Raw genomic sequence first — 25684 nt, forward strand, 5'->3', positions numbered from 1 at the left:
GGTGAGCGAGTCCACGATGCCGCGCAATGTCCTGTTCATCATGGCCGACCAGCTCCGGCGGGATCACCTGGGCTGCTACGGCCACCCCTGGCTGCGCACGCCCCACATCGATGCGCTGGCGCGCCGCGGCGTGCGCTTCGAGCAGGCCCACGTCAATTCCGGTGTCTGCGGGCCCTCGCGGATGAGCTACTACACCGGCCGCTACCCGTCGAGCCATGGCGCCACCTGGAACCGCGTGCCGCTGTCGATCGGCGAGCTGACGCTCGGCGATTACCTGCGCGGCGCGGACCGGCGCGTCGTGCTGGCCGGCAAGTCGCATGTCATCCCGGACCGCGAGGGCCTGGCGCGGCTGCACCTCGACGGCGGCAGCGAGCTCGCGGCCCTGCTCGAACGCGGCGGCTTCGAGGAGATCGACCGCTACGACGGCCACCACACGCCCGGCGCCGAAAGCGGCTATCCGGCCTTCCTGCGTTCCCACGGCTATGCCGGCGCCGACCCCTGGAGCGACCACGTGATCTCGGCCGTCGACGCGAACGGCCAGGTCGTCAGCGGCTGGCACATGCGCAACGTGCACCTGCCCGCGCGCGTGCGCGAAGAGCATTCGGAGACGGCCTACATGACCGACCAGGCCATGCGCTTCATGTCGCGCGTGGGCGACGAGCCGTGGGTGCTGCACCTGAGCTACGTGAAGCCGCACTGGCCCTACATGGCACCGGCCCCGTACCACGCGCTCTACACGCCCGACCAATGCCTGCCGGTGCTGCGCACCCAGGCCGAGCTGCGCGACGCGCATCCGGTGCTGGCCGCCTACCGCGAGAGCGAGGAGAGCCGCAGCTTCTCGATGGACGAGTGCGTGCGCACCGTGCGGCCGGCCTACCAGGGCCTGGTCCACCAGCTCGACGACCACCTCGGCCGGCTGTTCGAGCACATGGACCGGCTCGGCGTGCTGCACGACACGCTGATCGTCTTCACCGCCGACCATGGCGACTTCCTCGGCGATCACTGGCTGGGCGAGAAGGAACTGTTCTACGACATGGTGCAGCGCGTGCCGCTGATCGTGGTCGATCCGTCGCCCGCGGCCGACGCCACGCGGGGCAGCGTCGACCCGCGCTTCGTCGAGAGCGTGGACATCGTGCCGACCGTGCTGGAGGCGCTCGGCATCGAACGCCCGGCGCACCGCCTCGAAGGCGAGAGCCTGCTGCCGCTGCTGCACGGCGGCACGCCGGCCTGGCGCGACAGCGTGTACTCGGAGCTCGACTACAGCTTCAAGCAGGCGCGGCTGCGCCTGGGCAAGAGCCCGCAGAACGCGCGCGCCTGGTCGCTGCGCACGGCGCGCTGGCGCTACGTGTACTGGCTCGACGAACCCGAGCAGCTCTACGACCTGCAGTCGGATCCCGACGAGATGCACGACCTGGGCCGCGACGCGGGGACGCTCACCCGGCGCATCGAGTTGCGCACGCAGCTGTTCGACTGGCTCGCGCGCCGCAAGCGGCGCACCACGGTCAGCGATGCGGTGGTCGAGCGCGGGACCCACGCGCACAAGCGCGCCGGCGTGTACTTCGGACAGTGGTAGGCCCCTGGCGGCCGGCCCCGTGCGGGCGCACACTACGACCAGGTTCGTAGCGGGGAGCAGCTGCCATGACCACCGTCGCCGACATCCTCAAGGCCAAGGTCGACACGACCRTCCACACGATCGACCCCGCCGAGTCGGTCTATGACGCGCTGCGCCTGATGGCGCAGGCGAACGTCGGCGCGCTGGTGGTCGTCGAGGACGATCGCGTGGTCGGCATCGTCAGCGAACGCGATTACGCCCGCAAGGTGGCGCTGAAGGGCCGCGCGTCGCGCGAGACGCCGCTGCGCGACATCATGGCCAGCCCGGTGATGTACGTGCACCCGCGCCACACCAGCGAGGAATGCATGGCGCTGATGACCGACAACCGGCTGCGCCACCTGCCCGTGATGGAGAGCGGCAAGCTGATCGGCCTGGTCTCGATCGGCGACCTGGTGAAGAACATCATCTCCGAGCAGAAATTCATCATCGAGCAGCTGGAGCACTACATCGCCGGGGACCATTCCTGACCGGCCAGCGCATGGTCGGCCAGCAGCAGCGCGAACAGGCCGAACAGGTAGGCGATCGAATAGCGGAACACCGGCATCGCCAGCCGCACGTCGCGGCGCAGGCGCCATGCCAGCATGACGAAACGCCCGCCGAGCAGCATCGCGCCGGCCAGGTAGGGCAGGCCGCTCATGCCGATCGCGAACGGCAGCGCCGTGATCAGCACCAGGGCCACGGTGTAGTGCAGGATGCGCGCCGACGTGAAGGCGACGCCGTGGGTCACCGGCAGCATCGGCACCTCGGCGCGCGCATAGTCGTCGCGGCGGTGGATCGCCAGCGCCCAGAAGTGCGGTGGCGTCCACACCAGGATGATCAGGAACAGCAGCAGCGCGCCCGGGTCGAGCTGGCCGGTCACGGCGACCCAGCCGAGCAGCGGCGGGGCCGCGCCCGCCGCCCCGCCGATGACGATGTTCTGCGGCGTGCTGCGCTTCAGGAACATGCTGTAGATCACCGCGTAGCCGACCAGCGACGCGAAGGTCAGCGCGGCGCACAGCGGGTTCGTGAAGACCAGCAGGAACACCATGCCGCCCAGCCCCAGCCCCGTCGCGAACACGATCACCTGCCCGGCGCGCACCGTCCCGCGCGGCAGCGGCCGGCCGCGCGTTCGCGCCATGACCGCGTCGATGCGCCGGTCGACCAGGTGGTTGACGGCCGCCGCGGCGCCGGCCACCAGGCCGATGCCCAGCGAGCCGAAGACCAGCGCCCGCCATGGCAACGCCCCGCGTGTCGACAGCAGCATGCCGACGAGGACGGTGAACAGCATCAGCGCGACGACGCGCGGCTTGGTCAGCTCCAGGTAGCTGCGCCAGGGCGCGCGGGCGGCCGGGACGGAGGCGATGGTGTCGATGGGGCAGCCCTCAGCGGAAGAAGAGCAGGCGCGTCAGGTGCGTGTGGCCGGCCTCGGACGCCATCAGCCCGACCAGCACCAGCAGGCACAGCGGCGGCAGCAGGATCGCGCAGATCAGCGCCAGCCGCTCCCAGGCCAGGTGCATGAAGACCGCGACGATCAGCCCCGCCTTCAGCAGCATGAAGACCACGATCAGGGTCCAGCGCAGCAGCCCCTGGAAATGGAAGTAGTCGACGCCGTACGACAGCGTGCTGAGCACGAACAGCAGCGCCCATATCTTGAGGTACAGGCCGATCGGATGCTGTTGCCCGGTTCCCGTCGTCATGGCACACCTCACCACAGGTAGAACAGCGCGAAGATGAAGACCCACACCAGGTCGACGAAGTGCCAGTACAGGCCGGCGATCTCGACGATCTGGTAGTTGCCGCCGTCGTAGCGGCCGCGCAGCAGGCGCACCGCGATCACGACCAGGTAGATCACGCCGGCCGTGACGTGCAGGCCGTGGAAGCCGGTGATCATGAAGAAGGTCGAGCCGAACTGCGCCGCCCCCATCGGGTTGCCCCAGGGCCGCACGCCTTCGAGGATCAGCTTGGTCCATTCGAAGGCCTGCATGCAGACGAACATCTCGCCGAAGCCGGCGGTGATGAACATCAGCGCCGCGGCATTGACGCGGTCGCGCCGGTACGCGCAGTTCACCGCCATCGCCATCGTGCCGCTGCTGGTGATCAGCACGAAGGTCATGATCGCGATCAGCAGCAGCGGCACGTCGGCGCCGCCGACGTGCAGCGCGAACACCTGGCTCGGGTTGGGCCAGGGCACCGTGGTCGAGGTGCGCACCGTCATGTAGCCGGTCAGGAAGGAGCCGAAGATGAAGGTGTCGCTGAGCAGGAAGAACCACATCATCGCCTTGCCCCAGGCGACGTGGAACGCCTGGCGGTCGGACGACCAGTCGGTGACCAGCCCGCGCCAGCCGAGCGGTGGCGCTGCGCCGGGGTCGTGGATGACGGCACTCATGGTGTCACCCCCTGCCGCAGATGAACCGGACCACGTCCGGCGTCAGCCCGCCGAGGGCGGCGAACAGCACCGCCCACACGGCCAGCAGGAAGTGCCAGTAGCGCGCGCACAGCGCGATGCGCCGCGCCACGCGCGCCGGCTCGGGCGGCGGCGACGCCGCGGCGGGCATCGTCGAGGCCCAGGCGACCAGCCCGCCGAGCACGTGCAGCCCGTGCAGCGCCGTCAGCACGTAGAAGAAGCTGGCGGCCGGGTTGCCGGCCAGCCCCACGCGCGCGGCCAGCAGCGATTGCCAGGCCCACAGCTGCACGCCGATGAAGGCCATCGCGCACACGCCRCCGGCCAGCAGCAGGCTGCGCGCGGCCGGCCAGCGCGCGCTGCGGGCGGCCGCGGCGGCGCGTTGCAGCAGCAGGCTGCCGGCCAGCAGCAGCGCGCTGCTCAGCCACAGCTGCCGCGGCAGCGCGAGCGTCGACCAGTCGGCGGCGCCGTCCATGCGCATCACGTAGGCCGACAGGAAGAGCGCGAACAGCGTGCTCGCGACCGCGATGAACACCCACAGGCCGGTGTCCAGTGCGCGCGCGGCGGGCGAGTCGTCGACGGCCGGGGATCCGAGCACGGCGCTGTTCATCTCGACACCTCCCTGGCTTGTCCGGGCGGGTCGGGCGGCTCGGGCTCCTGGCCACCGGCGTCGAGCGGCGCATCCTGCGCGATGAAATCCTGCGGCGCGCCCGGCACGCTGTAGGCATAGGCCCAGCGGTGCACCACCGGCAGCCGCGGCCCCCAGTTGCCGTGCACCGGCGGGGTGTCCGGCGTGGCCCATTCCAGCGACGCGGCGCGCCAGGGGTTGGGGTCGGCGCGGCGGCCGCGGAACGCGCTCCAGACCAGGTTGAAGACATACACCAGCTGCGCCGCCCCCACCGTCAGCGCGACCACCGTAATGAACACGTTCAGCGCGTGCGCCGAGGCCGGGATGAACTGGTAGTTCTCGTAGTGGTAGTAGCGCCGCGGCATGCCGAGCACGCCCAGGTAGTGCATCGGGAAGTAGATCAGGTAGGTGCCGATGAAGGTGACCCAGAAGTGGAACCTGCCGAGGCGGTCGTCCAGCATGCGGCCGGTCACCTTCGGGAACCAGTGGTAGATGCCGCCGAACACCACCAGCAGCGGCGCCACGCCCATCACCATGTGGAAGTGGGCCACCACGAAGTAGGTGCCCGACAGCGGGATGTCGACGCTGACGTTGCCGAGGAACAGCCCGGTCAGCCCGCCGCTCAGGAAGGTGAGGATGAAGGCGAGCGTGAACAGCATCGGCACCGTCAGGTGCAGGTCGCCGCGCCACAGCGTGAGCACCCAGTTGTAGACCTTGATCGCGGTGGGCACGGCGATGATCAGCGTGCTGGTCGCGAAGAAGAAGCCGAACCACGGGTTCATGCCGCTGACGAACATGTGGTGCGCCCACACCACGAAGCTCAGGGCCCCGATGACGACGATCGCCCAGACCATCATGCGGTAGCCGAAGATCGCCTTGCGCGCGTGCACGCTGATCAGGTCGGAGACGATGCCGAAGGCCGGCAGCGCGACGATGTAGACCTCGGGGTGGCCGAAGAACCAGAACAGGTGCTGGAACAGCAGCGGGCTGCCGCCCTTGTAGTCGGTGACCTGCCCCATCGAGACCAGGGCCGGCATGAAGAAGCTGGTGTGCAGGGTCTTGTCGAGCAGCATCATCACGCCGCTGACGAACAGCGCCGGGAAGGCCAGCAGCGCGAGGATGGTGGCGACGAAGATGCCCCACACGGCCAGCGGCATGCGCAGCAGCGTCATGCCTTCGCAGCGTGCCTGCAGCACCGTGGTGACGTAGTTGAGCCCGCCCATCGTCGTGGCGACGATGAAGATCAGCAGCGACACCAGCATCAGCACGATGCCGCCCTCGAAGCCCGGCGTGCCGGGCAGGATGGCCTGCGGCGGGTACAGCGTCCAGCCCGCGCCGGTGGGCCCGCCCGGCACGAAGAAGCTCGCGAGCAGCACCAGCACCGACAGCAGGTAGACCCAGAAGCTCAGCATGTTCATGTACGGGAACACCATGTCGCGCGCACCGACCATCAGCGGGATCAGGTAGTTGCCGAAGCCGCCGAGGAACAGCGCCGTGAGCAGGTAGATCACCATGATCATCCCGTGCATGGTGACGAACTGGTAGTAGCGCTCGGCGTTGATGAAGGCGAACTGGCCCGGGAAGCCGATCTGCAGCCGCATCAGGTTGGACAGCAGCAGGCCGATCAGCCCGACCACGATGGCCGTGCTCGCGTACTGGACCGCGATCACCTTGTGGTCCTGGCTCCACACGTACTTCGTGATGAAGGTCTGCGGGGCGTGGTGCGCACCGGTGTCGACGTAGCTCATGACGGTTTGCCGTTCGATCGGATGTAGGCCACCAGGGCCGCCAGTTCCTCGTCGGTCAGCTCGATCTGCGGCATGACCTGGGCGAAGCCCTTCACGGCGCGTGCCTTCGGGTTGCGGATGAAGTCCTTCAGGTAGGCCTCGTCGACCAGCGCGGTGGATCCGTCGACCATCGTCTCGGTCTTGCCGAACAGGCCCTTCCAGGTCGGCCCGACACCGGGGCTGCCGTCGACCGTGTGGCAGGCCACGCAGCCCTTGGTCTGGGCCAGCGAGCGGCCCAGCGCGGCCGGCGTGCCGGTGCCTGCGGCAGCCGGCGCGGCGGYGGCCTGCGTCGCCGCGAAGGTGGGCTGCTGCTTCAGCCAGGCCTGGAACGCCGCGTCATCCTCGACCACGACGTAGCCGCGCATGTCGGGGTGGCCGACGCCGCACAGCTGCGCGCACATCGATTCGAAGCGCCCCGGCTGCGTCGGCGTGAACCAGAACGAGCTCACCTGCCCCGGCACGATGTTCATGCGTGCGCGGAACTGCGGCACGAAGAAGTCGTGCAGCACGTCGTGCGAGCGCAGCAGCACCTTCACCGGGTGGCCGATGGGCAGGTGCACCTCGTTGCCGAGCACGATGACGTTGTCCTGCCCGGCGGCATCGGCCGGGTCGAGCCCGAGCGGGTTGCTGCCGCTGACGAAGCGCGCGTCGCTGCCGCCCAGCTTGCCGCTCGCGCCCGCCAGGCGGAAGCGCCACTGCCACTGCTGGCCGACGATCTCGAGCAGCCGCGCATCGGCGGGCGGGTGCACGTAGTCGGCATACACCACCAGCCCCGGCGCCAGCAGGCCGGCGATGCCCAGCGTCGTGACGCCGATCAGCCAGCGCTCCAGGCGCTTGTTCTCGGGCTCGTACGCGGCGCGCTGGCCGGCGCGGTGCCGGAAGCGCCAGACGGTGTAGGCGACGAACAGGTTGATGACGACGAAGAACAGCCCGGTGATGGCCAGCGTGATGGTCAGCGTGTCGTCCATCTGCTTCCAGTTGGACGCGAGCGGCGTCGTCCACCACGGCGTGACGAGGTGGAACAGCACCGACGCGACGACGAGCACCAGCAGGACGAGGGCGATGACCATGGCCGGCGTTCAGTGGCCGGGCGGCGGGGACTGGCGGCGCCGCGCCAGCTTCCAGTACAGCAGCGACGCCGTGACACCGAACAGCAGGTGGGCCGCGAACGTGCCCCAGCCGCGCAACTCCACCAGCCAGGGGAACACCTGCGTGGCCACGTGGAAACTCGCCAGGTAGAGCAACGCGCCGAACACCAGGCCGACGACCGCGAGCGCGAGCGGCCCGGTGTCGTAGCGGAAGCCGGCGCTGATGAAGCCGAGCACCATGCCGAACGCAGTGCCCAGCACGTAGTGGGTGGCGAGCGCCACCGCCACGATGCCCACGCTGAACGACTCGGAGGCGTGGCCGGTGTCCGAACCGAGCGCGATCGCCGCGACCAGCTGCGAGATGCGCCACGGCCCCATGCTGCCGGCAGCGGCCGCCCAGAGGAGTTCCAGCACCATCAGGACCGCGCCGGCGGCAAAGCCGGACACCGCGGCGGCGGACCAGTCAGGTTCCCGCCGCTCCCAGCGATGCAGATGCAATCGATGTTCCATCGTCACCTCCATGCGGGAGGCGCCGTCGAATGGCAGCCCGGATCAGGGAAACGCCGGGATGTTCGGCTCCACGCCTTCCAGATGYGCTTCCGGGTGCAGGGTTTGCAAGCGGGATTCGATGTCGTCGACGCGCGAGCGCGGCACGTCGACCATCAGCAGGATCTGGCCTTGCTCGATGGCGGACTCGAAGCGCTTGAGCCGGTGATTGGGGGTGGAGATGCCGATCAGGCTGGACGACCAGGCCCCGAAGCCCGCGCCGACGATCGCCAGCACGGCGACCATGCCCCATTCCGGCGAGTCGCCGAAGAGCGGGAAGAACAGCGCGACGATCACGCCCAGCACGGCACCGGCGGCGCCGCCGATGACGAGGCCGGCCTGCGCCGAACGCACCACGTCGGAGGTCTGCAGCAGGTTGGCCGGATGCAGGCCGGTCAGGACCTCACCCTCGCGGGCGACGAAGTGGATGTGCGGCTCGGAGATCCGGGCGAGCAACAAGTCATCCATCGTCCGCCGGGCGCTGGCCAGGTCGGGCAACAGCCAATAGATGCGTCTGCGCATGGCCGCCTCCTTGTGCAGTTTGCGAAGCGATTGGCGATCACCGTACTCCCATTCGGGGCGATCGGCAAGCGGGCACAACCCAGCGTCGCGCGTCTCTCGTGCGTCTCAGCGCGCAGGCAGCTTGCACGCCGCCACGCGGTTGACCTGGATCTGCGAACCGCCGGCGCTGTAGGCCCACAGCACGTCGCCATTCGGGGCCGTGACCATGTCCTGGAACTGATCGATCGCCAGGCCGGACGCAACCGGGCCTTCGACGAGCTTTCCATCCGACGCGTTCGCCACCGCCAGCATCAGCGCGCCGCCCGACTTCCATCCCAGCAGCAGCCTGTCGCTGCCGAGCGCGGCCAGGTAGGGGCGGAATGGGTAGCTGGCGTCGAGGCCGGTGGCCGCGCCGATGCCGAGTTGCTGGACCGGTGCCGTGCCGCGGTTCGGCAGCTTCGCGAGCTGCAGCGACAGCCCGCCGGTGGCCGCGGGCTGGATGAAGTTCATCCAGAAGCCGTCGCTCGCGCCCACCAGGCCACCGAGTGCGCGCTGCGTCGGATCGGTGCCGGCCAGCCACTGCAGCGTGTCGGCTGCGGCCGACGGCGTGGCCAGGCGCGCCTGCTGCATCGCGTTCGGGTAGGCGTCGCCGTGGCAGGTCGCGCCCCACTGCGTGCCGTTCCAGGCGGTGCGCACCGACCAGCTGTGGCTGCAGCCCCAGTCCCAGCCGCCGGCCACCGCCTTGCCGTTCGCGTCGACGAACTTCAGCGTGTCGCCGGCATGGATGTCGACCTCGCCGGYGACGTTCGGGCGCGCGGTGGACATCGCCGAGCGGTAGTAGATGCCGATCGTCGAGCCGTCGGTGGCGAGCCGCGCGGTGTGCCCGTACCACCAGATGAACTGCGCACCGACGCTGTCGACGTTGCCCTTCTTCGTCAGCGTGGTGCGCGACAGCAGGGCGCCATCGCCGCCGACGCGCACCAGGTCCATCCTGCCGCAGACGTTCTTGTCGGGCGTGCTGCTGCCGCGGCAGTACTTGGGCGAGTAGATGTCCGGGTCGTCGGCGACGACCGCCAGCGCCGCGCCGCCGGGCGTCGCGAGGATGGCATGCACTTCCAGGCCGRCCACGCCGGGCAGCGCGCGATCGAGGCTGTCCGTGGCCGTCAGTGCGGCCATGCGGATGGACGCGGCGCTGCGGTCGGTCCAGGCCAGCCAGGCGCTGCCGTCGCTGCGCGGCGCGATCACCGCGGGCGTGTACTCGTCGTTGGGGGCCGCGTTGCCGCCCACGGTCACCGAGCTCGCGCGCAGCCGCTGCGACAGCGGGTCGCATGCTGCGGGCGCGGGTGCGGGGGCCGGAGATGGCGCAGGTGCAGGTGCTGGAGCTGGAGCTGGAGCTGGAGCTGGAGCTGGAGCTGGAGCTGGAGCTGGAGCTGGAGCTGGAGCGGGGGCCGGAACTGGCGCGGGCGCTGGCGAAGGAGCGGGTGCGGGGTCGGACGAGCTGCCGCCGCAGGCCGCCAACGCGGCCAGCAAGGCGAGTGCGCCGGGGCGGGTCATGTTCTTCATGGGAATTGCGCCTTGCCTTGCACGACGACACCACCCGCGGGTTCGGGCAGCGTGTCGAGCAGCGTCGCTCCGCCCAGCGCGGTGACGCGCACCTGGAGCGGCCCCGCCGCGATCTCGGCCGGATGGACGAAGTAGTTGTAGTCGGTGCGCGCGACGCTGCCGGCGACGGGCGAGGTGGCCGCGCTGTCGCTTCCGCCACCCCCTCCGCCGCAGGCGGCCAGCGCCGTGGCCATGATGCCGGCGACCCACCGGCCCGCGCGCCGGTTCACGGCGCGACCGTCAGCTTGCCGGACCCTGCCGATGCCTTGACGGATGCTTTCACGCTGCTGGCCGGCAGCAGCGCGCTGGCGTAGGCGTACGGCACGGTCCAGCCGACGCTGGTGCTGAAGCTGCACTGGCTCGTGTCCAGCGCCGCACCGTTCAGCAGCGAGCCGCTCTCCTTGATCGCGCCGGTCTTGCTCGACGAGCCGGGGTTCTTCAGCACGCTGGTGCAGCCGCTGGCGCCCTGGATGTCGAACGCGTTGTTCTCCGAGATGATCTTCGCCTTGTAGGCCACGCCGATGCTGTACTGGTGCGCGTACACCGGGTGCGACTTGCTGCCTTCGAAGTAGTTGTTGTAGACGTGCACGCTGCCGAAGCGCACGCGCGGCGCGCGCTCGGTGATGTTGCTGAACAGGTTGCCGTGGAAGGTGACCGTCAGGTGCGTGTCGTCGCTGGTCGTGCTGTCGGACGAGCCGATCAGGTTGTTCTTGTCGTGCTGGTCGAAGACGTTGTTCGACACGGTCACGTAGTCGGAACCGTTCTTCACGTCGAGCGCGCCGTCGTGGCACTGCTTGACCTTGCCGTTCTCGACCGGCGACAGGTCGTCGGTCTGCGGTGCGTCGGTGAAGCTGTTGTGGTCGATCCAGACGTGGGTCGAGCCGTCGACCGTGATGCCGTCGTACTGCGAGTTCCAGTTGCCGGCATCGCCGTCGTTCGGGTCCCACACCGGGCCGACATCGCAGGGGTTGACGATGCGCAGGTTGCGGATGATGACGTTCTGCACGCCGCTGACCTGCAGGTAGGCGTTGACCAGCCCGGCGTCGCTGCCGGCGCCGATGAGGGTGGTGTTGCTCTTCAACGCGAGCCGGGCGCGTGCCTTCTGGTCGGTGGTGTTCGCGAACGCGCCGCCGTTGTCGGCCGCGGCCATGTCGATGCGGCCGACCACCTTGACGATCGTCGCGGCACTGCCGCCGGCCTTCAGCGCGGCCAGCAGTTCGGTGGCGGTCGTGACCTTGTAGACGGCCGAGGCGGTGGCGGTCGAGCCGCCGCTGGTGCCGCCGGCCTGGCTGGCCCAGCCGGTGGTCGGTGCCACGTCGCGGCTGTTGTCGCCGGAGGCGGATGCGGGGGCCGGCGCAGGGGCCGGTGCAGGTGCGGGTGCGGGTGCGGGTGCAGGTGCAGGTGCAGGTGCAGGTGCAGGTGCAGGTGCCGGCGAAGGGGCGGGTGAAGACGCGGGTGCAGGTGAGGGCGCTGGAGCCGGGGCCGGGGCCGGCGAAGGCGCAGGTGTCGGCGCGGGCGCAGCGGATGCGCTCGCCGGGGTGTCGGTCGACTCGTCATTGCAGCCGGCGAGCAGCGCGGCGGCAAAAAGGGCGGGGAGCAGTGTTCGCATGGGGGCCTCGGGTCCGGACTCGTGTTCAGCAACGATTGTGTGAAGCACGACACCGCGAGACTTGACGGAACTCTGAACAGGCGACGAACGGCGCCCATGCGTTGGCAGCACGAGACGCCGTGCAACGGGATGCAAGCGAGGACGGCCTGCAGCTCGCCGGAATGACAGGACCGGTCGTCCCGATTCGTCGCATGGCTCACAACTTGAAACCGAAGTCCCCGGCCGCGTCACCACGTCGACGTCGAGGCCATGTTGAGACCTTCCGTGTGCCGCGTGGCGCCTGTCACATCCACTGACGATGGTCATCGATTCATCAACTGTCGGTCAAGCCGCGCCGCGCCTGCGCACGTAGCCTCGCTCGCATGTTGTTGACATCCCTCGATCCTGTGAATCCAATTTCTTCGCGCCTGTCCGCGCTGGCCCTCGCATCGATCCTCGCACTGGCCGCGCTCGCAGCCTGCGGCGGCGGCTCGGGCTCGAGTGACGGCGCCACCGCACAAGGCGAGTCGGCCGGCAGCGGCGGCGCCGCCGACATCACCGCCGCCATCCTGGCCAACGCCAATGTCGTGCTGACCGGCGATGCGGTGATCCGGCTGCCGGCAGGCGTCAGCACCTACACCGGGGTGATCTCCGGCCAGGGCCGGCTCACGCTCACGCCGGCCGGCGGCAGCGCCAGCCCCGGCACGCTGGTGATCACGCAGGCCAGCACCTTCACGCTGCCCGACGCGCAGCAGGTGCAGGTGGTCACGAAGAAGACCTGGCCCGGTGCCGGCTACCAGCTCGAGATCGCCGGCAGCAACCCGCCGGTGCTGACCATCGATGCCGGCGCCACGCTGCAGATCGGCACCAACAGCAGCGCCGACAACAACCCGAACATCATCGCCACCTCCGACAGCAAGAACCCGGCGAGCGTGGTGAACGGCGAGGTCAACCTCGACAACATCCTGAACAACGGCCGCCTCGTGCTGAAGAGCGCGAACTTCATCCGCCTCGGGCAGGTCAGCGGCAGCGGATCGATCTCGCAGCTGCCCGACGTGTGGGGCGGCAACACGCTGGGCGGCGCCAGCAGCTTCTCGGGCGTGCTGTCGCTGAGCGCCGGGCAGGACTTCGGCAGCAACCACGTCGCCGCGGCGCTGCCGAATGCGAAGGCGGTGCTCAACGAAGGCTCGTGGCTGGTGTGGAGCCCGCCGGGCAGCGTCGTCACCGTCAGGCAGGACATCTTCGAGGCGGCCTTCGGCGGCGACATCAACTTCCACCCGATCGGCAACTCGACGATCGTGATGAGCGGCGTCTACGGCCACACCGACAACAGCCCGCACGGCAGCCCGAACCTGGTCGATCCCGGCCTGAGCGACCCTGGCCTGAACCTGGCCAAGGTGATCTACCGCGGCGGCGCGAACGCCGTCAACGGCAACGATGCCAGCTACCGCGGCATCAACATCGAGGCCGGCGGCACCGTGCAATGGGGCGACGGCACGCACAACCGCTTCTTCCTGCCGTCGGCACCGTCGCCGGCGGCGGTGAACCCACCGGCCGGCAAGAAGAACGCGTACATCAACCTGCACCGCGGCGGCACGCTGGCCTTCAACTACAACGGCCCGGTGACGCTGAACGTCGGCATCACCGGCGGCGGTGGCGGGCCGGACAAGAGCGAGACCACCGGCGCCGGCAACGTCACGGTGATGGGCACGCCGGGCAACGACGTCACCTTCGCGCAGCCGCAGAACTACCACGGCATCACCACCATCGGCGCGAAGGCCGTGCTGCGCCTGGGCACCGGCCAGCCGGTGCCGCTGAACTACATCACCATCAACGCCGACAAGAACACCCGCAGCACGCTGCTGCAGGCCACCTACAGCGGCGACGCCAGCCTGCTGCCGGCGGCCGCCGGCGATGCGATCGTCAACGACGGCCAGCTGGTGGTGCAGAACACCTCGACGGACATCGCGTTGTCCAACATCAGCGGCAGCGGCAGCCTGCTGCAGCGCGGCAGCGCCACCACGACGCTGTCGGGCAACCGCTACAGCGGCACGACGACGATCGACGGCGGCACGCTGCTGGCCGCCGGCGCCGATGCGTTCGGCACCGGCAGCGTGGTCAACAACGCGGCGCTCGGCTTCGCGAGCGGCCAGCACGAACTCGGCCTGGGCGGYAATTTCACGCAAGGCGCGAACGGCGTGCTGACACYGAACATCGCCGGCACCCGGCCGGGCGTCGACCAGGACCACCTGTCGACGGCCGGCCGCGCGGTGCTGGGCGGAACCTTGAAGCTGAACGTCGGCAGCGGCCTCGCTGCCGGGCAGACGCTGGTGCTGATCGAGGCCGCCGGCGGCTTGAGCGGTGCGTTCGGCAGCATCGACATCCAGGGCACCCAGGTCGTGACCGGCCAGGACGCGACCCGCTTTTTCGTGAGGATCCCATGAGGCGTCGTCAACTTCTTGCGTCGGCCCTCGGGGTCGGCGTGCTCGGCGCGGCCGGCTGCGGCAGCGAACCCGGCAGCGGTGACGGTGACGGCGACGCGGTAGCCCCGCGGGCGCGCACCTTCGTGCACCCCGGCCTGCTGCATACCGAGAGCGATTTCGAGCGCATGCGCAAGAAGGTCGCCGCCCAGGCCCAGCCGTGGCTGAGCGGCTGGAACGCGCTGACTTCCAACGGCCGCTCGCAGCTGGGCGCGTCGCCGCGGCCGCTGCAGACGGTGGTGCGCGGCGGCGACGGGCAGAACTTCGCGCAGCTCTACATCGACACGGCGCGCGCCTACCAGCTGGCGCTGCGCTGGAAGGTGTCGGGCGACACGCGCTATGCCGACCTGTGCGTCGCCTTCCTGAATGCCTGGTCGTCGACGCTGACCGGCATCACCGGCAATGCCGACCGCTTCCTGGCCGCCGGCATCTACGGCGTGCAGTTCGCCAACGCGGCCGAGATCCTGCGCACCTACCCGGGTTGGGCCGCGGCCGACCTGGCGCGCTTCCAGGACATGATGCTGAAGGTGTTCTATCCGCTGAGCAGCGACTTCCTGGTGCGGCACAACGGCGCCGTCATCACGAACTACTGGGCGAACTGGGACCAGTGCGCGCTGGCCTGCGTGCTGAGCATCGGCGTGCTGTGCGACCGGCCGGACATCTACGACGAGGCGATGGCCTACTACCGCAACGGGGCCGGCAACGGCGCCGCGCTGCAGGCGGTGTGCCACGTGCACCCGGGCTACCTCGGCCAGTGGCAGGAGAGCGGGCGCGACCAGGGGCATGCCACGCTCGGCATCGGGCTGGCCGGCATGTTCTGCGAGATGGCCTGGAACCAGGGCGACGACGTCTACCGGTTCGACAACAACCGCTTCCTGGCGGGCGCCGAGTACGTCGCGAAGAGCAACCTGGTCGATGCGGCCGGCGCCTTCTACGCGATGCCCTATCACGAGTACAGCAACAAGCAGGGTGTCAGCACCGGCGTGTCGCCGGCCGCCCTGGGCGCCCGGCGCCCGGTCTGGGAATCGGTGCTGCACCACTACGAAGGCCGGCTCGGCGTGGCCGCGCCCTGGGTCAAGCGGCAGGCCGAGCAGCTGCGGCCGGAGTACGACGGCGGCAACGGCGACCAGCTCGGCTTCGGCACGCTGACCTACGCGCGCGAGCCGCGCACCGGCGGCAGCCCGAGCGGCCTGACGGCGCGCCTGCACGGCGGTGCCGTGCTGCTGTCGTGGTGGGGCGTGCCCAATGCACCGTCGTACCGCGTCAAGCGGGCCGACCGCGCCGGCGGGCCCTACACGACGGTCGCGACGGTCAGCGACCTGCTGACCTGGACCGACACGCCGGCGCCGGGCGCCACCTTGCTGCACTACGTCGTCACCGCGGTGGATGCGGCCGGCGGCGAGAGCGCGGCATCGGCCGAGGTCTCGGTGTCGGCGACGCCGCGGCTGGTGCTGCACCAGCCGTTCGACGAAGGCGGCGGGCGGGTCTTCGACGGRTTGAAGGATTTCGCCAGCCTGCCGCCGGGACTCGTCGAGACACTGGGCGATTGCACGCTGGCGGCCCGCGTGCGGGTGGACGCCGCGCAGGCCTGGGCGCGCCTCTTCGACGTCGGCTCCGGGCCGCGGCGCAGCATGTTCCTGACGCCGCGCAACGCCGCCGGCGTCGTGCGCTTCTCGATCGACACGGTGCACGGCTACGGCGCGCAGATCATCGACGGCACGGCCCTGCCGACCGGCGCATGGGCGCACGTGGCAGTGACCCTGTCGGGCAGCACCGGCACCCTCTACGTCAACGGCGTGGCGGTGGGCACGAATGCCGCGATGACGCTCGCGCCCAGCGACCTCGGCGCGGGCATGGACGGCTGGATCGGCCGCTCGCAGTACGCCAGCGATCCCTACCTGAAGGGCGCGGTGCGCGACCTGCGCGTCTATGCCGGTGCGCTGGATGCGCAGGCGATCGCGGCGCTGGCGGGGGCGTGACCATTCACCTCCGCATCGGCAGCCGCTTTGCAAGCGGTACGAATTGGTATCTTTGAGAAACCTCGATTGGAATACCAATCCAGTACCAGCACACTCCCTCCCTGGTTTTTGTATGCATCTCAACCGGAGATCAGGGAGATGAAAGTGAAAGCACTGGGTATGAGCATGGTTGCCGTCGCGATCGGCAGCCTGTGGGGGCAAGTCCAGGCCGCGTCGGCCTACGGCGAGCAGGGCGTCTGGGCCAGCGACGTGCAACTGGCGCAGTCCAGCGCGCCCGCCTGGCGCGAAGGCGTCACCTACACCGTCGGCACGGTGGTGAGCTATGGCGGCCGCGACTATGTCGCGCTGGTCACGCACACCGCCTGGGCGGGCACCAACTGGACGCCGCCGACCACGCCGTCGCTGTGGTCGCCGACGAACGCCGCCCCGGCCCCCGCGCCGGCTCCTGCACCCGCTCCCGCGCCGTCGCCCGCACCGGCGCCGAGCCCCGCGCCCGCACCGGCGCCCCCGCCGAACCCGGGCGGCACCTGCTACCTCGCCTGGGTGGCTGCCACCGCCTACACCGGCGGCGCGACCGTCAGCTACAACGGCGTGAACTACAAGGCCAACTACTGGACGCAGAACAACAACCCGGCCACCAGCAGCGGCCCCGCCGGCAGCGGCCAGCCGTGGACGGCCGTCGGCAATTGCTCGACCGCCCCGGCACCGGCTCCCGCACCGGCGCCTGCGCCGTCTCCTGCTCCCGCACCGGCCCCCGCGCCGTCGCCGGCCCCGGCACCCGCACCCGCGCCTGCACCGGCCCCCGCGCCGGCCCCGGCGCCCGGCGGTCGCCAGGTCGGTTCCTACTTCACGCAGTGGGGCGTGTACGGCCGCGGCTATGAAGTCGCCGACATCATCTCGTCGGGCTCGGCCAACGCGCTGACCTTCGTCAACTACGCGTTCGCGAACATCTACCAGAAGAACGGCGGCTACGAGTGTGCGCAGGGCATCGACAAGCTCGAGCCGGGCGCGACGAACCCGAACGATCCAAGCGCCGGCACCGGCGGCGACGCCTGGGCCGACTACGGCCGCACGCCGCTGCGCCTGGTCGGTGCCGCGCCGACCTGGGATTCGAAGCTGGCCGGTTCCTTCAACGAACTGAAGGGGCTGAAGGCCAAGTACCCGAACCTGAAGGTGCTGATCTCGCTCGGCGGCTGGACGTGGTCGAAGTGGTTCTCCGCCGCGTCGCAGACCGATGCGCTGCGCAAGCAGCTGGTGAGCTCCTGCCTGAACATCTACATCAAGGGCAACCTGCCGGCGTACAGCGGCAGGGGCGGCGACGGCGTGCTGGCCGGCGTGTTCGACGGCATCGACATCGACTGGGAATTCCCGGCCGTGATCGGCCAGCCGTACAACACCGTGAGCGCGGCCGACCGCCACAACTTCACGCTGCTGATGAAGGAGTTCCGTGCCCAGCTCGATGCGGTGAACGGCAAGCACTACCTGCTGACCGCCGCGCTCGGCTCGGGCAAGGACAAGATCGACGCGACCGAGCCCGGCCAGTACGGCCAGTACATGGACTGGGTCAACCTGATGAGCTACGACTTCCACGGTGGGTTCGAGCCGCAGGGCCCGACCGACTTCCAGTCGAACCTCTATCCGGATCCGTCGGGGCCGAACTACTACGACCCGCTGAAGCCGGGCGTGCGCAGCGTCGCGTCGTACTACAACATCGACGAGGCGGTGGGCATCCTGCTGCAATCGGGCATGCCGGCGAACAAGATCAACCTCGGCATTCCGTTCTACGGCCGCGGCTGGACGGGCGTGGCGAACGTCAACAACGGGCTGTACCAGAAGGCCACGGCGCCGGCGCGTGGCACCTACGAGGCGGGCATCGAGGACTACAAGGTCCTGAAGAGCGCCGCGGGCACGGTGTACGTGCACCCGATCACGAAGCAGAGCTACAAGTTCGACGGCACGAACTTCTGGAGCTACGACACGCCGGAAGTGATCCAGACGAAGATCAACTACCTGAAGTCCAAGGGACTGGGCGGCATCTTCAGCTGGTCGCTGGACGGTGACCTGAACGGCGAACTGATGAAGGCCACGGCCGCCGCGAAGTAAGCCACGGGTGCGGCATGATCCGGTCTTTCGACCCCATGCCGCATTCGTGACTGCATTCGTGAGTTCCCACGCGTTCGACCGCGCCCCCTGGCACGCCGCCGTCATCGACCTCGACGGCACGATGGTCGACACGCTCGACGACTTCGTCGCTGCGCTGAACGCGATGCTGGCCGACCTGGCGCTGCCGCCGGTCGGCCGCGGCTTCGTCGAGCACACGGTCGGCAAGGGCTCCGAGCACCTGATCCGTTGCACGCTGGCCGAGACCGGTGGCGCGGACGATCGCCAAGGCGAGGCCTGGGCCAGCTACCAGCGGCACTACACGCGCATCAACGGCGACCATGCCCGGCTGTATCCCGGCGTGCAGGAAGGCCTGCAGCGTTTGCGCGAGGCCGGCATCCCGCTCGCGTGCCTGACGAACAAGCCGACGGCTTTCGCGCAGGCGCTGCTCGAGAAGAAGCAGCTGTCAGGCTTCTTCAGGCATGTCTTCGGTGGCGATGCGTTCGCGCAGAAGAAGCCGCACCCGCTGCCGCTGCTGGAAACCTGCAAGGCGCTCGGCGTGGCGCCGTCACGCGTGCTGATGCTCGGCGATTCGGCCAACGACGCGCAGGCGGCGCGCGCCGCCGGCTGTCCGGTGATCCTCGTGAGCTATGGCTACAACCACGGCCAGCCGGTGCGCGAGGTCGATGCCGACGGGTTCATCGACCGGATTGACCAGCTGGTGATCGGCTAGTTGTTGCCTGCACCGGCGCCGTTGCCGGTCGCCTGCTTGCCCAGCAGAGCGTCCTTCAGCGCCGAGTCGGCCGGCGAGTGGCCGAGCCAGATCTTCAGCAGCGACGAATAGAACTCGGGTTCCTTGATCGGCTCGTTGGCCGGCTTGCCGTTGACGACGATCACCGTGCCCTGGCCCGGGGTCCAGTCGACGAAGAACGAGTCGCCGGCGACCAGCTTCTTCTTCGCCGAGAACACTTCGCTCAGCTTCAGCGTGCCGGCGATCGACTTCATGAAGTCGTCGCGCGTGGTGTTCTGCTCCATGCCGCGCGTGAACAGCTTGCCGAGCTCGTTCGCGTCGATGTCGCGCAGCATCGTGATGTGCATGCGGCGCGGGCCCGGCGTCGCGAGCACCGCCTCGGGCGTGGTGGCCTTGGCCGTCAGGTACAGGCCGGCGGTGTAGACCTTGAAGATCGCCTTGTAGCGGATGCCGGCGCCGTTGAGCACCAGCCTGGTGTTGCCCACCTGCGCGGTGGGTTCGTAGCGCACGCCTGCCAGTTCGATGGCCTGGGGTTGGGCCTGGGCCTGCGCCAGCAGAGGTGCCGACAGGGCAGCGGCCGTCACGGCCAGCAGGAAGGTTCGACGAATCACGGCAGTCTCCATCTCGTTGTCATCGTGAGCCCGACACCCCAGTATGGGGCGCTCAGGGCAACGCAGGAGTGTCTGACAGTGACAAGGGTGGGTCCATTCATGATTTCACGGACGAACCATCGCCCTCCGGGATGGAATGCCAAGCCTGCTACACTTTTTCGATGTTCATCGCACGCAAGCAAACCAAGGGGTCGAACGACCGGGGAGCCTGGCCCTGGCGGGCCTGATCCGCGTTTGCTTGCCGCGGGCCCGGGGCTCTTGCAGTCCCCGCCCTCCGGCTCCATAGGCCGCCGCGCCCGCCGCACATCGCGCGCCGCGTGCCACCCGAAGAATGCAGTCACCAGGCCGGCCCCCGGGCGCCGCGCCGGGCCGTGGAGGGCCCTCGAACGTGATCACCGAACTTGAATTCAAGAGCCTCGCCTCGCAGGGCTTCAACCGCATCCCGCTGATCGCCGAAGCATTCGCCGATCTCGAGACCCCGCTGTCGCTCTACCTGAAGCTCGCCTACGGCACCGGCAGCGGCAAGCACAGCTTCCTGCTCGAATCGGTGGTCGGCGGCGAACGCTTCGGCCGCTATTCGTTCATCGGCCTGCCGGCGCGCACGCAGCTGCGCGCCACCGGCTTTCGCACCGAGGTCGTCACCGACGGCCAGGTCGTCGAGACGCACGAAGGCAATCCGCTCGATTTCATCGCCAGCTACCAGAAGCGCTTCAAGGTCGCGCTGCGGCCCGGGCTGCCGCGCTTCTGCGGCGGCCTGGCCGGCTACTTCGGCTACGACGCGGTGCGCTTCATCGAGCACAAGCTCGCGAAGACCGAGCTGCCCGGCGGCCTCGACACGCCCGACATCCTGCTGCTGCAATGCGAGGAGCTGGCCGTCATCGACAACCTGTCGGGCCGGCTCTACCTGATCGTCTATGCCGACCCGGGCCAGCCGGAGGCCTTCTTCAAGGCGAAGCGGCGGCTGGCCGAACTCGGCGACAAGCTGAAGTACAGCGTCACCGCGCCGCCGGTGCGGCGCGGCACCTCGCACGCGGTGGAGCGCGAGTTCGCGAAGGAGGACTACCTCGCCGCGGTGCTGAAGGCCAAGGAATACATCGCGGCCGGCGACATGATGCAGGTGCAGGTCGGCCAGCGGCTGAAGAAGCGCTACACCGAATCGCCGCTCAGCCTGTACCGCGCGCTGCGCTCGCTGAACCCGTCGCCGTACATGTACTTCTACGACATGGGCGATTTCCAGATCGTCGGCGCCTCGCCCGAGATCCTGGTGCGCCAGGAGACCACGCCCGAGGGCGAGAAGGTCACGATCCGCCCGCTCGCCGGCACCCGCCCGCGCGGCGCGACGCCGGCGCAGGACAAGGCGCTCGAGGCCGAGCTGAGCGCCGACCCGAAGGAGCGCGCYGARCACGTGATGCTGATCGACCTSGCGCGCAACGACATCGGCCGCATCGCGAAGACCGGCACCGTGAAGGTGACCGAGGCCTTCACGGTCGAGCGCTATTCGCACGTGATGCACATCGTCAGCAACGTCGAGGGCCTGCTGAAGGACGGCATGACCAGCCTCGACGTGCTGCGCGCGACCTTCCCGGCSGGCACGCTGACCGGCGCGCCCAAGGTSCRYGCGATGGAGMTSATCGACSAGCTCGAGCCGRYCAAGCGSGGCMTCTACGGCGGCGCCTGCGGCTACCTGAGCTTTGCCGGCGACATGGACGTGGCGATCGCGATCCGCACCGGCATCGTGAAGGACAACACGCTGTACGTGCAGGCCGCGGCCGGCGTGGTCGCCGATTCGGTGCCCGAGCTCGAATGGAAGGAAACCGAGGCCAAGGCGCGCGCGCTGATTCGCGCGGCCGAACTGGTCGAGGAAGGCTTCTGACTCAGCCGGTCGGGCCCTGGTGGAACACCAGGTCCTCGACGGGCTGCCCGCCGACCAGGTGCTGCTCGATGATGCGGTCCATGTTGGCCGGCGTCACGTTGTAGTACCAGGTGCCGTCGGGCTGCACGCACATCACCGGGCCGCCCTTGCAGGCGGCGAAGCAGCTGACGCGGCTGCGCTTCACGCGCAGTTCGCCCTCGTGCAGCCCTGCGGCCTTGAACTTGTCGCCCAGGCTGTCGAACAGGGCCTGCGATTCGCCCTGCTGGGTGCAGCGCGGGCCGGTGCAGATCAGCAGGTGGCGGCGGTAGTCGCCGATCTTGGGCTTGATCACTTCGTCAGTCATGGGCTTGCGCTCCTCGGTGGGTCGTCAGAAGGTGGCTCGCATCGAGACGCGCAGCGTGCGCGGCTCCATCGGGTGCACGAGCCGGCCGTCGATGCCGGCGCCGCCGTTGCAGGCCGGGCCGTCGGCCTTCGAGCAGGCAGCACCCCAGTACTCGATGTCGTTCGCTTCGCGATCGAACAGGTTCAGCACGTCGAGCGTGAACTGCAGCGACGGGCCGGCGCGCCAGCCGGCCTTCAGGTTCGCGGTCCACAGCGACGACGAACGCTGCGTGCCGGTCTCCTCCAGCGCATAGCTGCCGATGTAGCGCCAGCGCAATCCACCGAACCACGCGCCGTGGTCGTCGGCGGCCAGCGCGAACGAGGCCGAGCGCGGGATCGCGTTCGGCACGTGGGTACCGCTGCCCGGCTCCGCCTCCTGCTCGAAGCGCGCACGCGACCAGGCCACGTCGGCATCCAGCAGCCAGCGGTTGACCTGCCAGTCGTTCGACCACTCGACGCCGACGCGCTTCGAGGCCCCCTTCGGCTCGGTCACGCCCGCGTCGCCGACGAACACCAGCTCGGAGGCCAGCTTCACCTGCCACAGCGACAGGCTGGTGTTCCAGCCCGACAGCGGCACCGCGCGCAGTCCGACTTCACTGCCGGTGGCACGCACCAGCGCCGGCACCGGGTCGACGGCCGCGGTCACGCCGCGCACGTCGTTGCTGTGGAAGCCGCGGCCCCAGTTCGCATACAGCTCGGTGCGCAGGGCCTCGCCGAACGGGCCGAAGGCCAGCCCCAGCTTCGGGCTGTATTGATGGGCGCGGGCGCTGCCGCCGTTCTGGAAGTTGTCGGCGCCACCGGTCGGCGTCACGTTCGCGCGCACGGTGTCGACGCGCAGGCCCAGGTCGCTGCGCAGCCACGGCTGCCATTGCGTGCGCGCCTCGGTGTAGAGGCCCAGCAGCGTCTCGCGCACGCGGTCCTCGCGCACGGTGCCGGTCCGTTCGCGGTTCACCGTGTCGTACAGGCCCAGCGTGGCGATGCGGTCGTGGCGCAGCTGCGCGCCCAGCGTCAGCTCGGTCTCGCGGCCGGCCGGAGCGATCGCCCAGTGGCGCGCCACCTGGCCGCCCCACACGGTGCGCTCGTCGGCCTGCTCATGCTGGTCGCCCTGCGGGCCGTTGATGGTGCCGGACGGGTTCGAGAACAGGTTCAGCCCGTAGTCGATCACGTAGGCGCTGACCTGCGTGCGCGTGCTGCCGTCGCTGCCGGCCCAGTCGCCCGACAGGCTGTGGCGGTGCGTGCGCCCGCCGTCGCCCGGCATCAGCTCGCCGAAGCGGTCGATCTCGCCGGAGCTGATCGCGCGCTCGGGCACGTGCTCGGTGGCGTTCCATTCGGCGTGGTACGCCATCGCGGTCAGTGCATGGCCGTCGCGCGCCGTGCCCTCGGACAGGCGCAGCACGCCGTTGACCTTGCGCAGCCGCTCCGGCTGCTGCCACGGGCCGTCGTTGGTCGCGGCCTCGAAGGCGGCCAGCAAGGTCGGGCCGCTGTCCTTGTCCTGGCCGAGTGGCCGGCTGCCCGCGGCGAGCACGCGGCGGAAGTCGTGCGCGCCGACGCTCAGGTCGACCATCGGCGCCGGCAGCGCGCGCTGGTAGTCGATGCGCGCCGAGCCGGTGGTCGCGAAATCGCCGTCCTCGGCCGCGTAGACGCCCTTGCGGTAGCGCATCGCGCCGATCAGCTCGGGGATCAGGAAGTTGAGGTCCATGTAGCCCTGGCCGTGCGCATGGCTCGCCATGTTGACCGGCATGCCATTGACGAAGCTCGCGAAGTCGCTGCCGTGGTCGAGGTTGAAGCCGCGCAGGAAGTACTGGTTGGCCTTGCCGTCGCCGCTGTGCTGCGTGACGGTCATGCCGGGCACCGTCTCCAGCACCTCGGCCGGGCGCAGCAGCGGCCGGTTCGTCAGCTGCTGGGCGCTGACCTTGCCTTCGGTGGCCGAATCGGCAACGCCGATCAGGTCCTGGCCGCGGCCGATGATGATCACGGGGGCCAGGGCGGCAGGGCTGTCCTCGGCCGCGGCCGGGGCAGGGGTGAACAAGTTCATCGCCAGGGCCGTGGCGGCCAGGGCGGGGGGCAGCTTGCGCTGTGGCATCGTTGAAAGCTCGTCGCTGCGCTGCATCCGCATTCCCGCAGATGCCACGCGTGGTGTTCGCCTGGTCGTGGCTGCCGCGCGGGGGCCATCGGCTCGCCTCCGCGCGGGTCTCAGCCCTCCCCCTCGTCGTTGCTCGTGCTGCCGGCGGCGATCTCGACCGGCTCGGCCAGCGTCGCCGCGAGGTAGTCGGCCGGCAGCCCGTGCAGCCGCGCCAGGTCGGCGAGGGTGTGGCCCTCGGCGAGCTGCGCGTGCAGTGTTTCGAGCCAGCCGAGCAAGCCGGTGCTCAGCGAGCGGCCGGCGCGTTCGCCGTCGCGCGTCTCGCCGCCTTGCTCGATGTCGTACTTGTTCGCGTAGCCGCGCGGCGTGACCATCAGCCCGTCGCGCACGAAGGTGTGACTGTTGCCGATCAGCACCGTGCTGAGCATGCCGATCTCGCTGTCGGCCATCGTGTCGAGCGTCGTGAACTCGATGCGCTCGCGGCGCCGGTACGCGCTCTTGACGACGGCCACCGGCGTGTCGGGCCGGCGGTGGCGCAGGAACAGCCGCTGCGCCTCGACGATCTGCCGCGTGCGGCGGCCGCTCTTCGGGTTGTAGAGCGCGACGACGAAGTCGGCCTGCGCGGCGGCATCGAGCCGGCGCGCGATCACCGGCCACGGCGTCAGCAGGTCGCTCAGCGAGATCGAGCAGAAGTCGTGCGTCAGCGGCGCGCCGACGCGGGCCGCGCAGGCGTTGATCGCCGAGGCGCCGGGCACCACCTCGACCTGCACCTCGTCGGCCGGCGTCCAGCCGGCCTGGAACAGCACCTCGTAGGTCGGCCCGGCCATGCCGTAGACGCCGGCATCGCCCGACGAGATCAGCGCGACCTTCTTGCCGGCGCGGGCTGCTTCGAGCGCGCTGACGGCCCGGTCGAGCTCCTCGGTCATGCCCTTGCGCACGACCTCCTTGCCCTCGAGCAGGTCGGCGACCAGCTTGATGTAGGTGACGTAGCCGACGACGACATCGGCCTCGGCGATCGCCTCGCGGGCGCGCTGCGTCATGTGCTCGACGGCGCCGGGGCCGATGCCGACCAAGGTGATCTTGCCGCTCATGCCAGGCTCCCGGTCGGCAGCGTCGCGTTGCTGGAGGTGCGATCGAGCACGGGCGCAAGCCAGCGCTTGAACACCGGCGCGGCGACCACGCCCATCGAGAGCCAGAACAGCGAGGCCGACACATGCGTCGCAAGCACGAAATCGCGGCCCAGCACCTGCAGGCGCTGGTGGGCCTCGCCGCTGAACGCGCCGAGCGGGTCGCCGATCAGCTGCGGCGCGCCGATCACGAACGGCAGCGCGAGCCAGGCCGCGGCAGCGGCCCAGCGCCAGGGCTTGCGGCCGAACGCGACCAGCGCGCAGGCCGACAGCGCGCTGCCGGCGGCCAGCAGCCACCACAGCTGCCGCAGGCGCAGGTCGGCAGCCTCCATGCCCGGCACCTCGGCCGGCAGGCCGAGCGAGGGCCACAGGTGCAGGCTCAGCCAGCCGGTCGCGGCCACGGCCGCGGCGAGTCGCCAGGCCCCAGCCGACAGCCCGCGCTTCCAGGCCCACGCCCCCATCGCCGCGAACACCAGCAGCGCGAGCGCGAACGCATTCAGCAGGTTGGCGACCCAGGTCCAGAAGCTGCGCTCGAGGCCGTCGGCGGGTGTCCAGTCCACGTCATGGTGG

At 69.9% G+C, this 25684-nt stretch carries 23 protein-coding genes; 7 read left to right on the forward strand and 16 right to left on the reverse strand.

From position 1 onward, the window contains the following. The first annotated feature begins 16 nt into the window (after nt 1–16). Together AC1D12_RS00800 and AC1D12_RS00805 are read left to right on the forward strand one after the other, a co-directional pair. Nucleotides 17–1573: a sulfatase-like hydrolase/transferase gene (locus AC1D12_RS00800; RefSeq protein ID WP_477838433.1), complete on the forward strand. Its 1557-nt coding sequence runs from the start codon at nt 17–19 to the stop codon at nt 1571–1573. 65 nt (nt 1574–1638) lie between these two features. Continuing rightward, nucleotides 1639–2079, forward strand: a complete 441-nt coding sequence (locus tag AC1D12_RS00805; protein ID WP_477838408.1) for a CBS domain-containing protein — start codon at nt 1639–1641, stop codon at nt 2077–2079. Here the strand turns inward: AC1D12_RS00805 and cyoE are convergent. The 11 genes from cyoE to AC1D12_RS00860 form a co-directional block, all read right to left on the reverse strand. Continuing rightward, nucleotides 2055–2963 carry a heme o synthase gene (gene cyoE, locus AC1D12_RS00810; protein WP_477838435.1) on the reverse strand — a complete coding sequence of 303 codons (909 nt, stop codon included), beginning with the start codon at nt 2961–2963 and terminating at the stop codon, nt 2055–2057. The two genes, AC1D12_RS00805 and cyoE, sit on opposite strands and share 25 nt — an antisense overlap. A 10-nt stretch (nt 2964–2973) precedes the next feature. Then, nucleotides 2974–3288, reverse strand: a complete 315-nt coding sequence (locus AC1D12_RS00815) for a cytochrome C oxidase subunit IV family protein (RefSeq protein ID WP_047510671.1) — start codon at nt 3286–3288, stop codon at nt 2974–2976. Between the two features lie 8 nt (nt 3289–3296). Beyond that, nucleotides 3297–3977 (reverse strand): heme-copper oxidase subunit III family protein, encoded by a 681-nt coding sequence (locus AC1D12_RS00820; RefSeq protein WP_477838410.1) that lies wholly within the window; start codon nt 3975–3977, stop codon nt 3297–3299. Between the two features lie 4 nt (nt 3978–3981). Next, nucleotides 3982–4602 carry a cytochrome c oxidase subunit 3 family protein gene (locus AC1D12_RS00825; protein WP_477838412.1) on the reverse strand — a complete coding sequence of 207 codons (621 nt, stop codon included), beginning with the start codon at nt 4600–4602 and terminating at the stop codon, nt 3982–3984. After that, the gene (locus AC1D12_RS00830; protein ID WP_477838414.1) at nt 4599–6368 is read right to left on the reverse strand and encodes a cytochrome c oxidase subunit I; all 1770 of its coding nucleotides are present in this window, start codon (nt 6366–6368) and stop codon (nt 4599–4601) included. The genes AC1D12_RS00825 and AC1D12_RS00830 overlap by 4 nt, the downstream gene beginning before the upstream one ends. Next, a complete protein-coding gene (locus AC1D12_RS00835; RefSeq protein ID WP_477838416.1) occupies nt 6365–7477 on the reverse strand; it encodes a cytochrome c oxidase subunit II in 1113 nt (370 codons plus the stop codon). Before AC1D12_RS00835 ends, AC1D12_RS00830 begins: the two co-directional genes overlap by 4 nt. Before the next feature lie 9 nt (nt 7478–7486). Continuing rightward, nucleotides 7487–8005, reverse strand: a complete 519-nt coding sequence (locus tag AC1D12_RS00840; RefSeq protein ID WP_465114909.1) for a hypothetical protein — start codon at nt 8003–8005, stop codon at nt 7487–7489. 42 nt (nt 8006–8047) lie between these two features. Then, nucleotides 8048–8563 (reverse strand): DUF1269 domain-containing protein, encoded by a 516-nt coding sequence (locus AC1D12_RS00845; protein ID WP_047510662.1) that lies wholly within the window; start codon nt 8561–8563, stop codon nt 8048–8050. 105 nt (nt 8564–8668) lie between these two features. Beyond that, entirely contained in the window at nt 8669–9829 is a 1161-nt protein-coding gene (locus AC1D12_RS00850; protein WP_477838419.1) for a hypothetical protein, read from the reverse strand. Nucleotides 9830–10101: 272 nt separating this feature from the next. Next, nucleotides 10102–10374 carry an expansin family protein gene (locus AC1D12_RS00855; RefSeq protein WP_477827919.1) on the reverse strand — a complete coding sequence of 91 codons (273 nt, stop codon included), beginning with the start codon at nt 10372–10374 and terminating at the stop codon, nt 10102–10104. After that, the gene (locus AC1D12_RS00860) at nt 10371–11753 is read right to left on the reverse strand and encodes a pectate lyase family protein (protein ID WP_477838421.1); all 1383 of its coding nucleotides are present in this window, start codon (nt 11751–11753) and stop codon (nt 10371–10373) included. The genes AC1D12_RS00855 and AC1D12_RS00860 overlap by 4 nt, the downstream gene beginning before the upstream one ends. Nucleotides 11754–12115: 362 nt before the next feature. On the opposite strand from AC1D12_RS00860, the gene AC1D12_RS00865 reads away from it, so the two are divergent. The 4 genes from AC1D12_RS00865 (at nt 12116) to gph (ending at nt 19024) form a co-directional block, all read left to right on the forward strand. After that, nucleotides 12116–14176, forward strand: a complete 2061-nt coding sequence (locus AC1D12_RS00865) for an autotransporter (protein ID WP_477838423.1) — start codon at nt 12116–12118, stop codon at nt 14174–14176. After that, on the forward strand, nt 14173–16191 hold the full coding sequence (locus AC1D12_RS00870) for a LamG-like jellyroll fold domain-containing protein (protein ID WP_477827049.1): 2019 nt from the start codon (nt 14173–14175) through the stop codon (nt 16189–16191). Before AC1D12_RS00865 ends, AC1D12_RS00870 begins: the two co-directional genes overlap by 4 nt. A 144-nt stretch (nt 16192–16335) precedes the next feature. After that, the gene (locus tag AC1D12_RS00875; protein WP_477838425.1) at nt 16336–18294 is read left to right on the forward strand and encodes a glycosyl hydrolase family 18 protein; all 1959 of its coding nucleotides are present in this window, start codon (nt 16336–16338) and stop codon (nt 18292–18294) included. Nucleotides 18295–18415: 121 nt separating this feature from the next. After that, nucleotides 18416–19024, forward strand: a complete 609-nt coding sequence (gene gph / locus AC1D12_RS00880) for a phosphoglycolate phosphatase (RefSeq protein ID WP_477838437.1) — start codon at nt 18416–18418, stop codon at nt 19022–19024. Here the strand turns inward: gph and AC1D12_RS00885 are convergent. Continuing rightward, on the reverse strand, nt 19021–19650 hold the full coding sequence (locus AC1D12_RS00885; RefSeq protein ID WP_465114953.1) for a chalcone isomerase family protein: 630 nt from the start codon (nt 19648–19650) through the stop codon (nt 19021–19023). The two genes, gph and AC1D12_RS00885, sit on opposite strands and share 4 nt — an antisense overlap. 391 nt (nt 19651–20041) lie before the next feature. On the opposite strand from AC1D12_RS00885, the gene trpE reads away from it, so the two are divergent. Continuing rightward, on the forward strand, nt 20042–21526 hold the full coding sequence (gene trpE / locus AC1D12_RS00890) for an anthranilate synthase component I (RefSeq protein WP_477838427.1): 1485 nt from the start codon (nt 20042–20044) through the stop codon (nt 21524–21526). 1 nt (nt 21527) lies between these two features. Here trpE and AC1D12_RS00895 read toward each other — a convergent pair whose 3' ends face one another. The 4 genes from AC1D12_RS00895 to AC1D12_RS00910 form a co-directional block, all read right to left on the reverse strand. Continuing rightward, nucleotides 21528–21869, reverse strand: coding sequence for a (2Fe-2S) ferredoxin domain-containing protein (locus AC1D12_RS00895; RefSeq protein ID WP_477825999.1), 342 nt, complete (start codon nt 21867–21869; stop codon nt 21528–21530). Between the two features lie 24 nt (nt 21870–21893). Then, complete coding sequence (locus tag AC1D12_RS00900) at nt 21894–23942, reverse strand: TonB-dependent receptor (protein WP_477838429.1); 2049 nt, start codon at nt 23940–23942, stop codon at nt 21894–21896. 158 nt (nt 23943–24100) lie between these two features. Further along, nucleotides 24101–25078 carry a precorrin-3B C(17)-methyltransferase gene (gene cobJ, locus AC1D12_RS00905; RefSeq protein ID WP_465114924.1) on the reverse strand — a complete coding sequence of 326 codons (978 nt, stop codon included), beginning with the start codon at nt 25076–25078 and terminating at the stop codon, nt 24101–24103. After that, a partial coding sequence (locus AC1D12_RS00910) for a CbtA family protein (RefSeq protein ID WP_477838431.1) occupies nt 25075–25684 on the reverse strand: 610 nt, incomplete at its 5' end. The genes cobJ and AC1D12_RS00910, both read right to left, overlap by 4 nt.

The organism is Rhizobacter sp. P1_G5 (assembly GCF_056405435.1).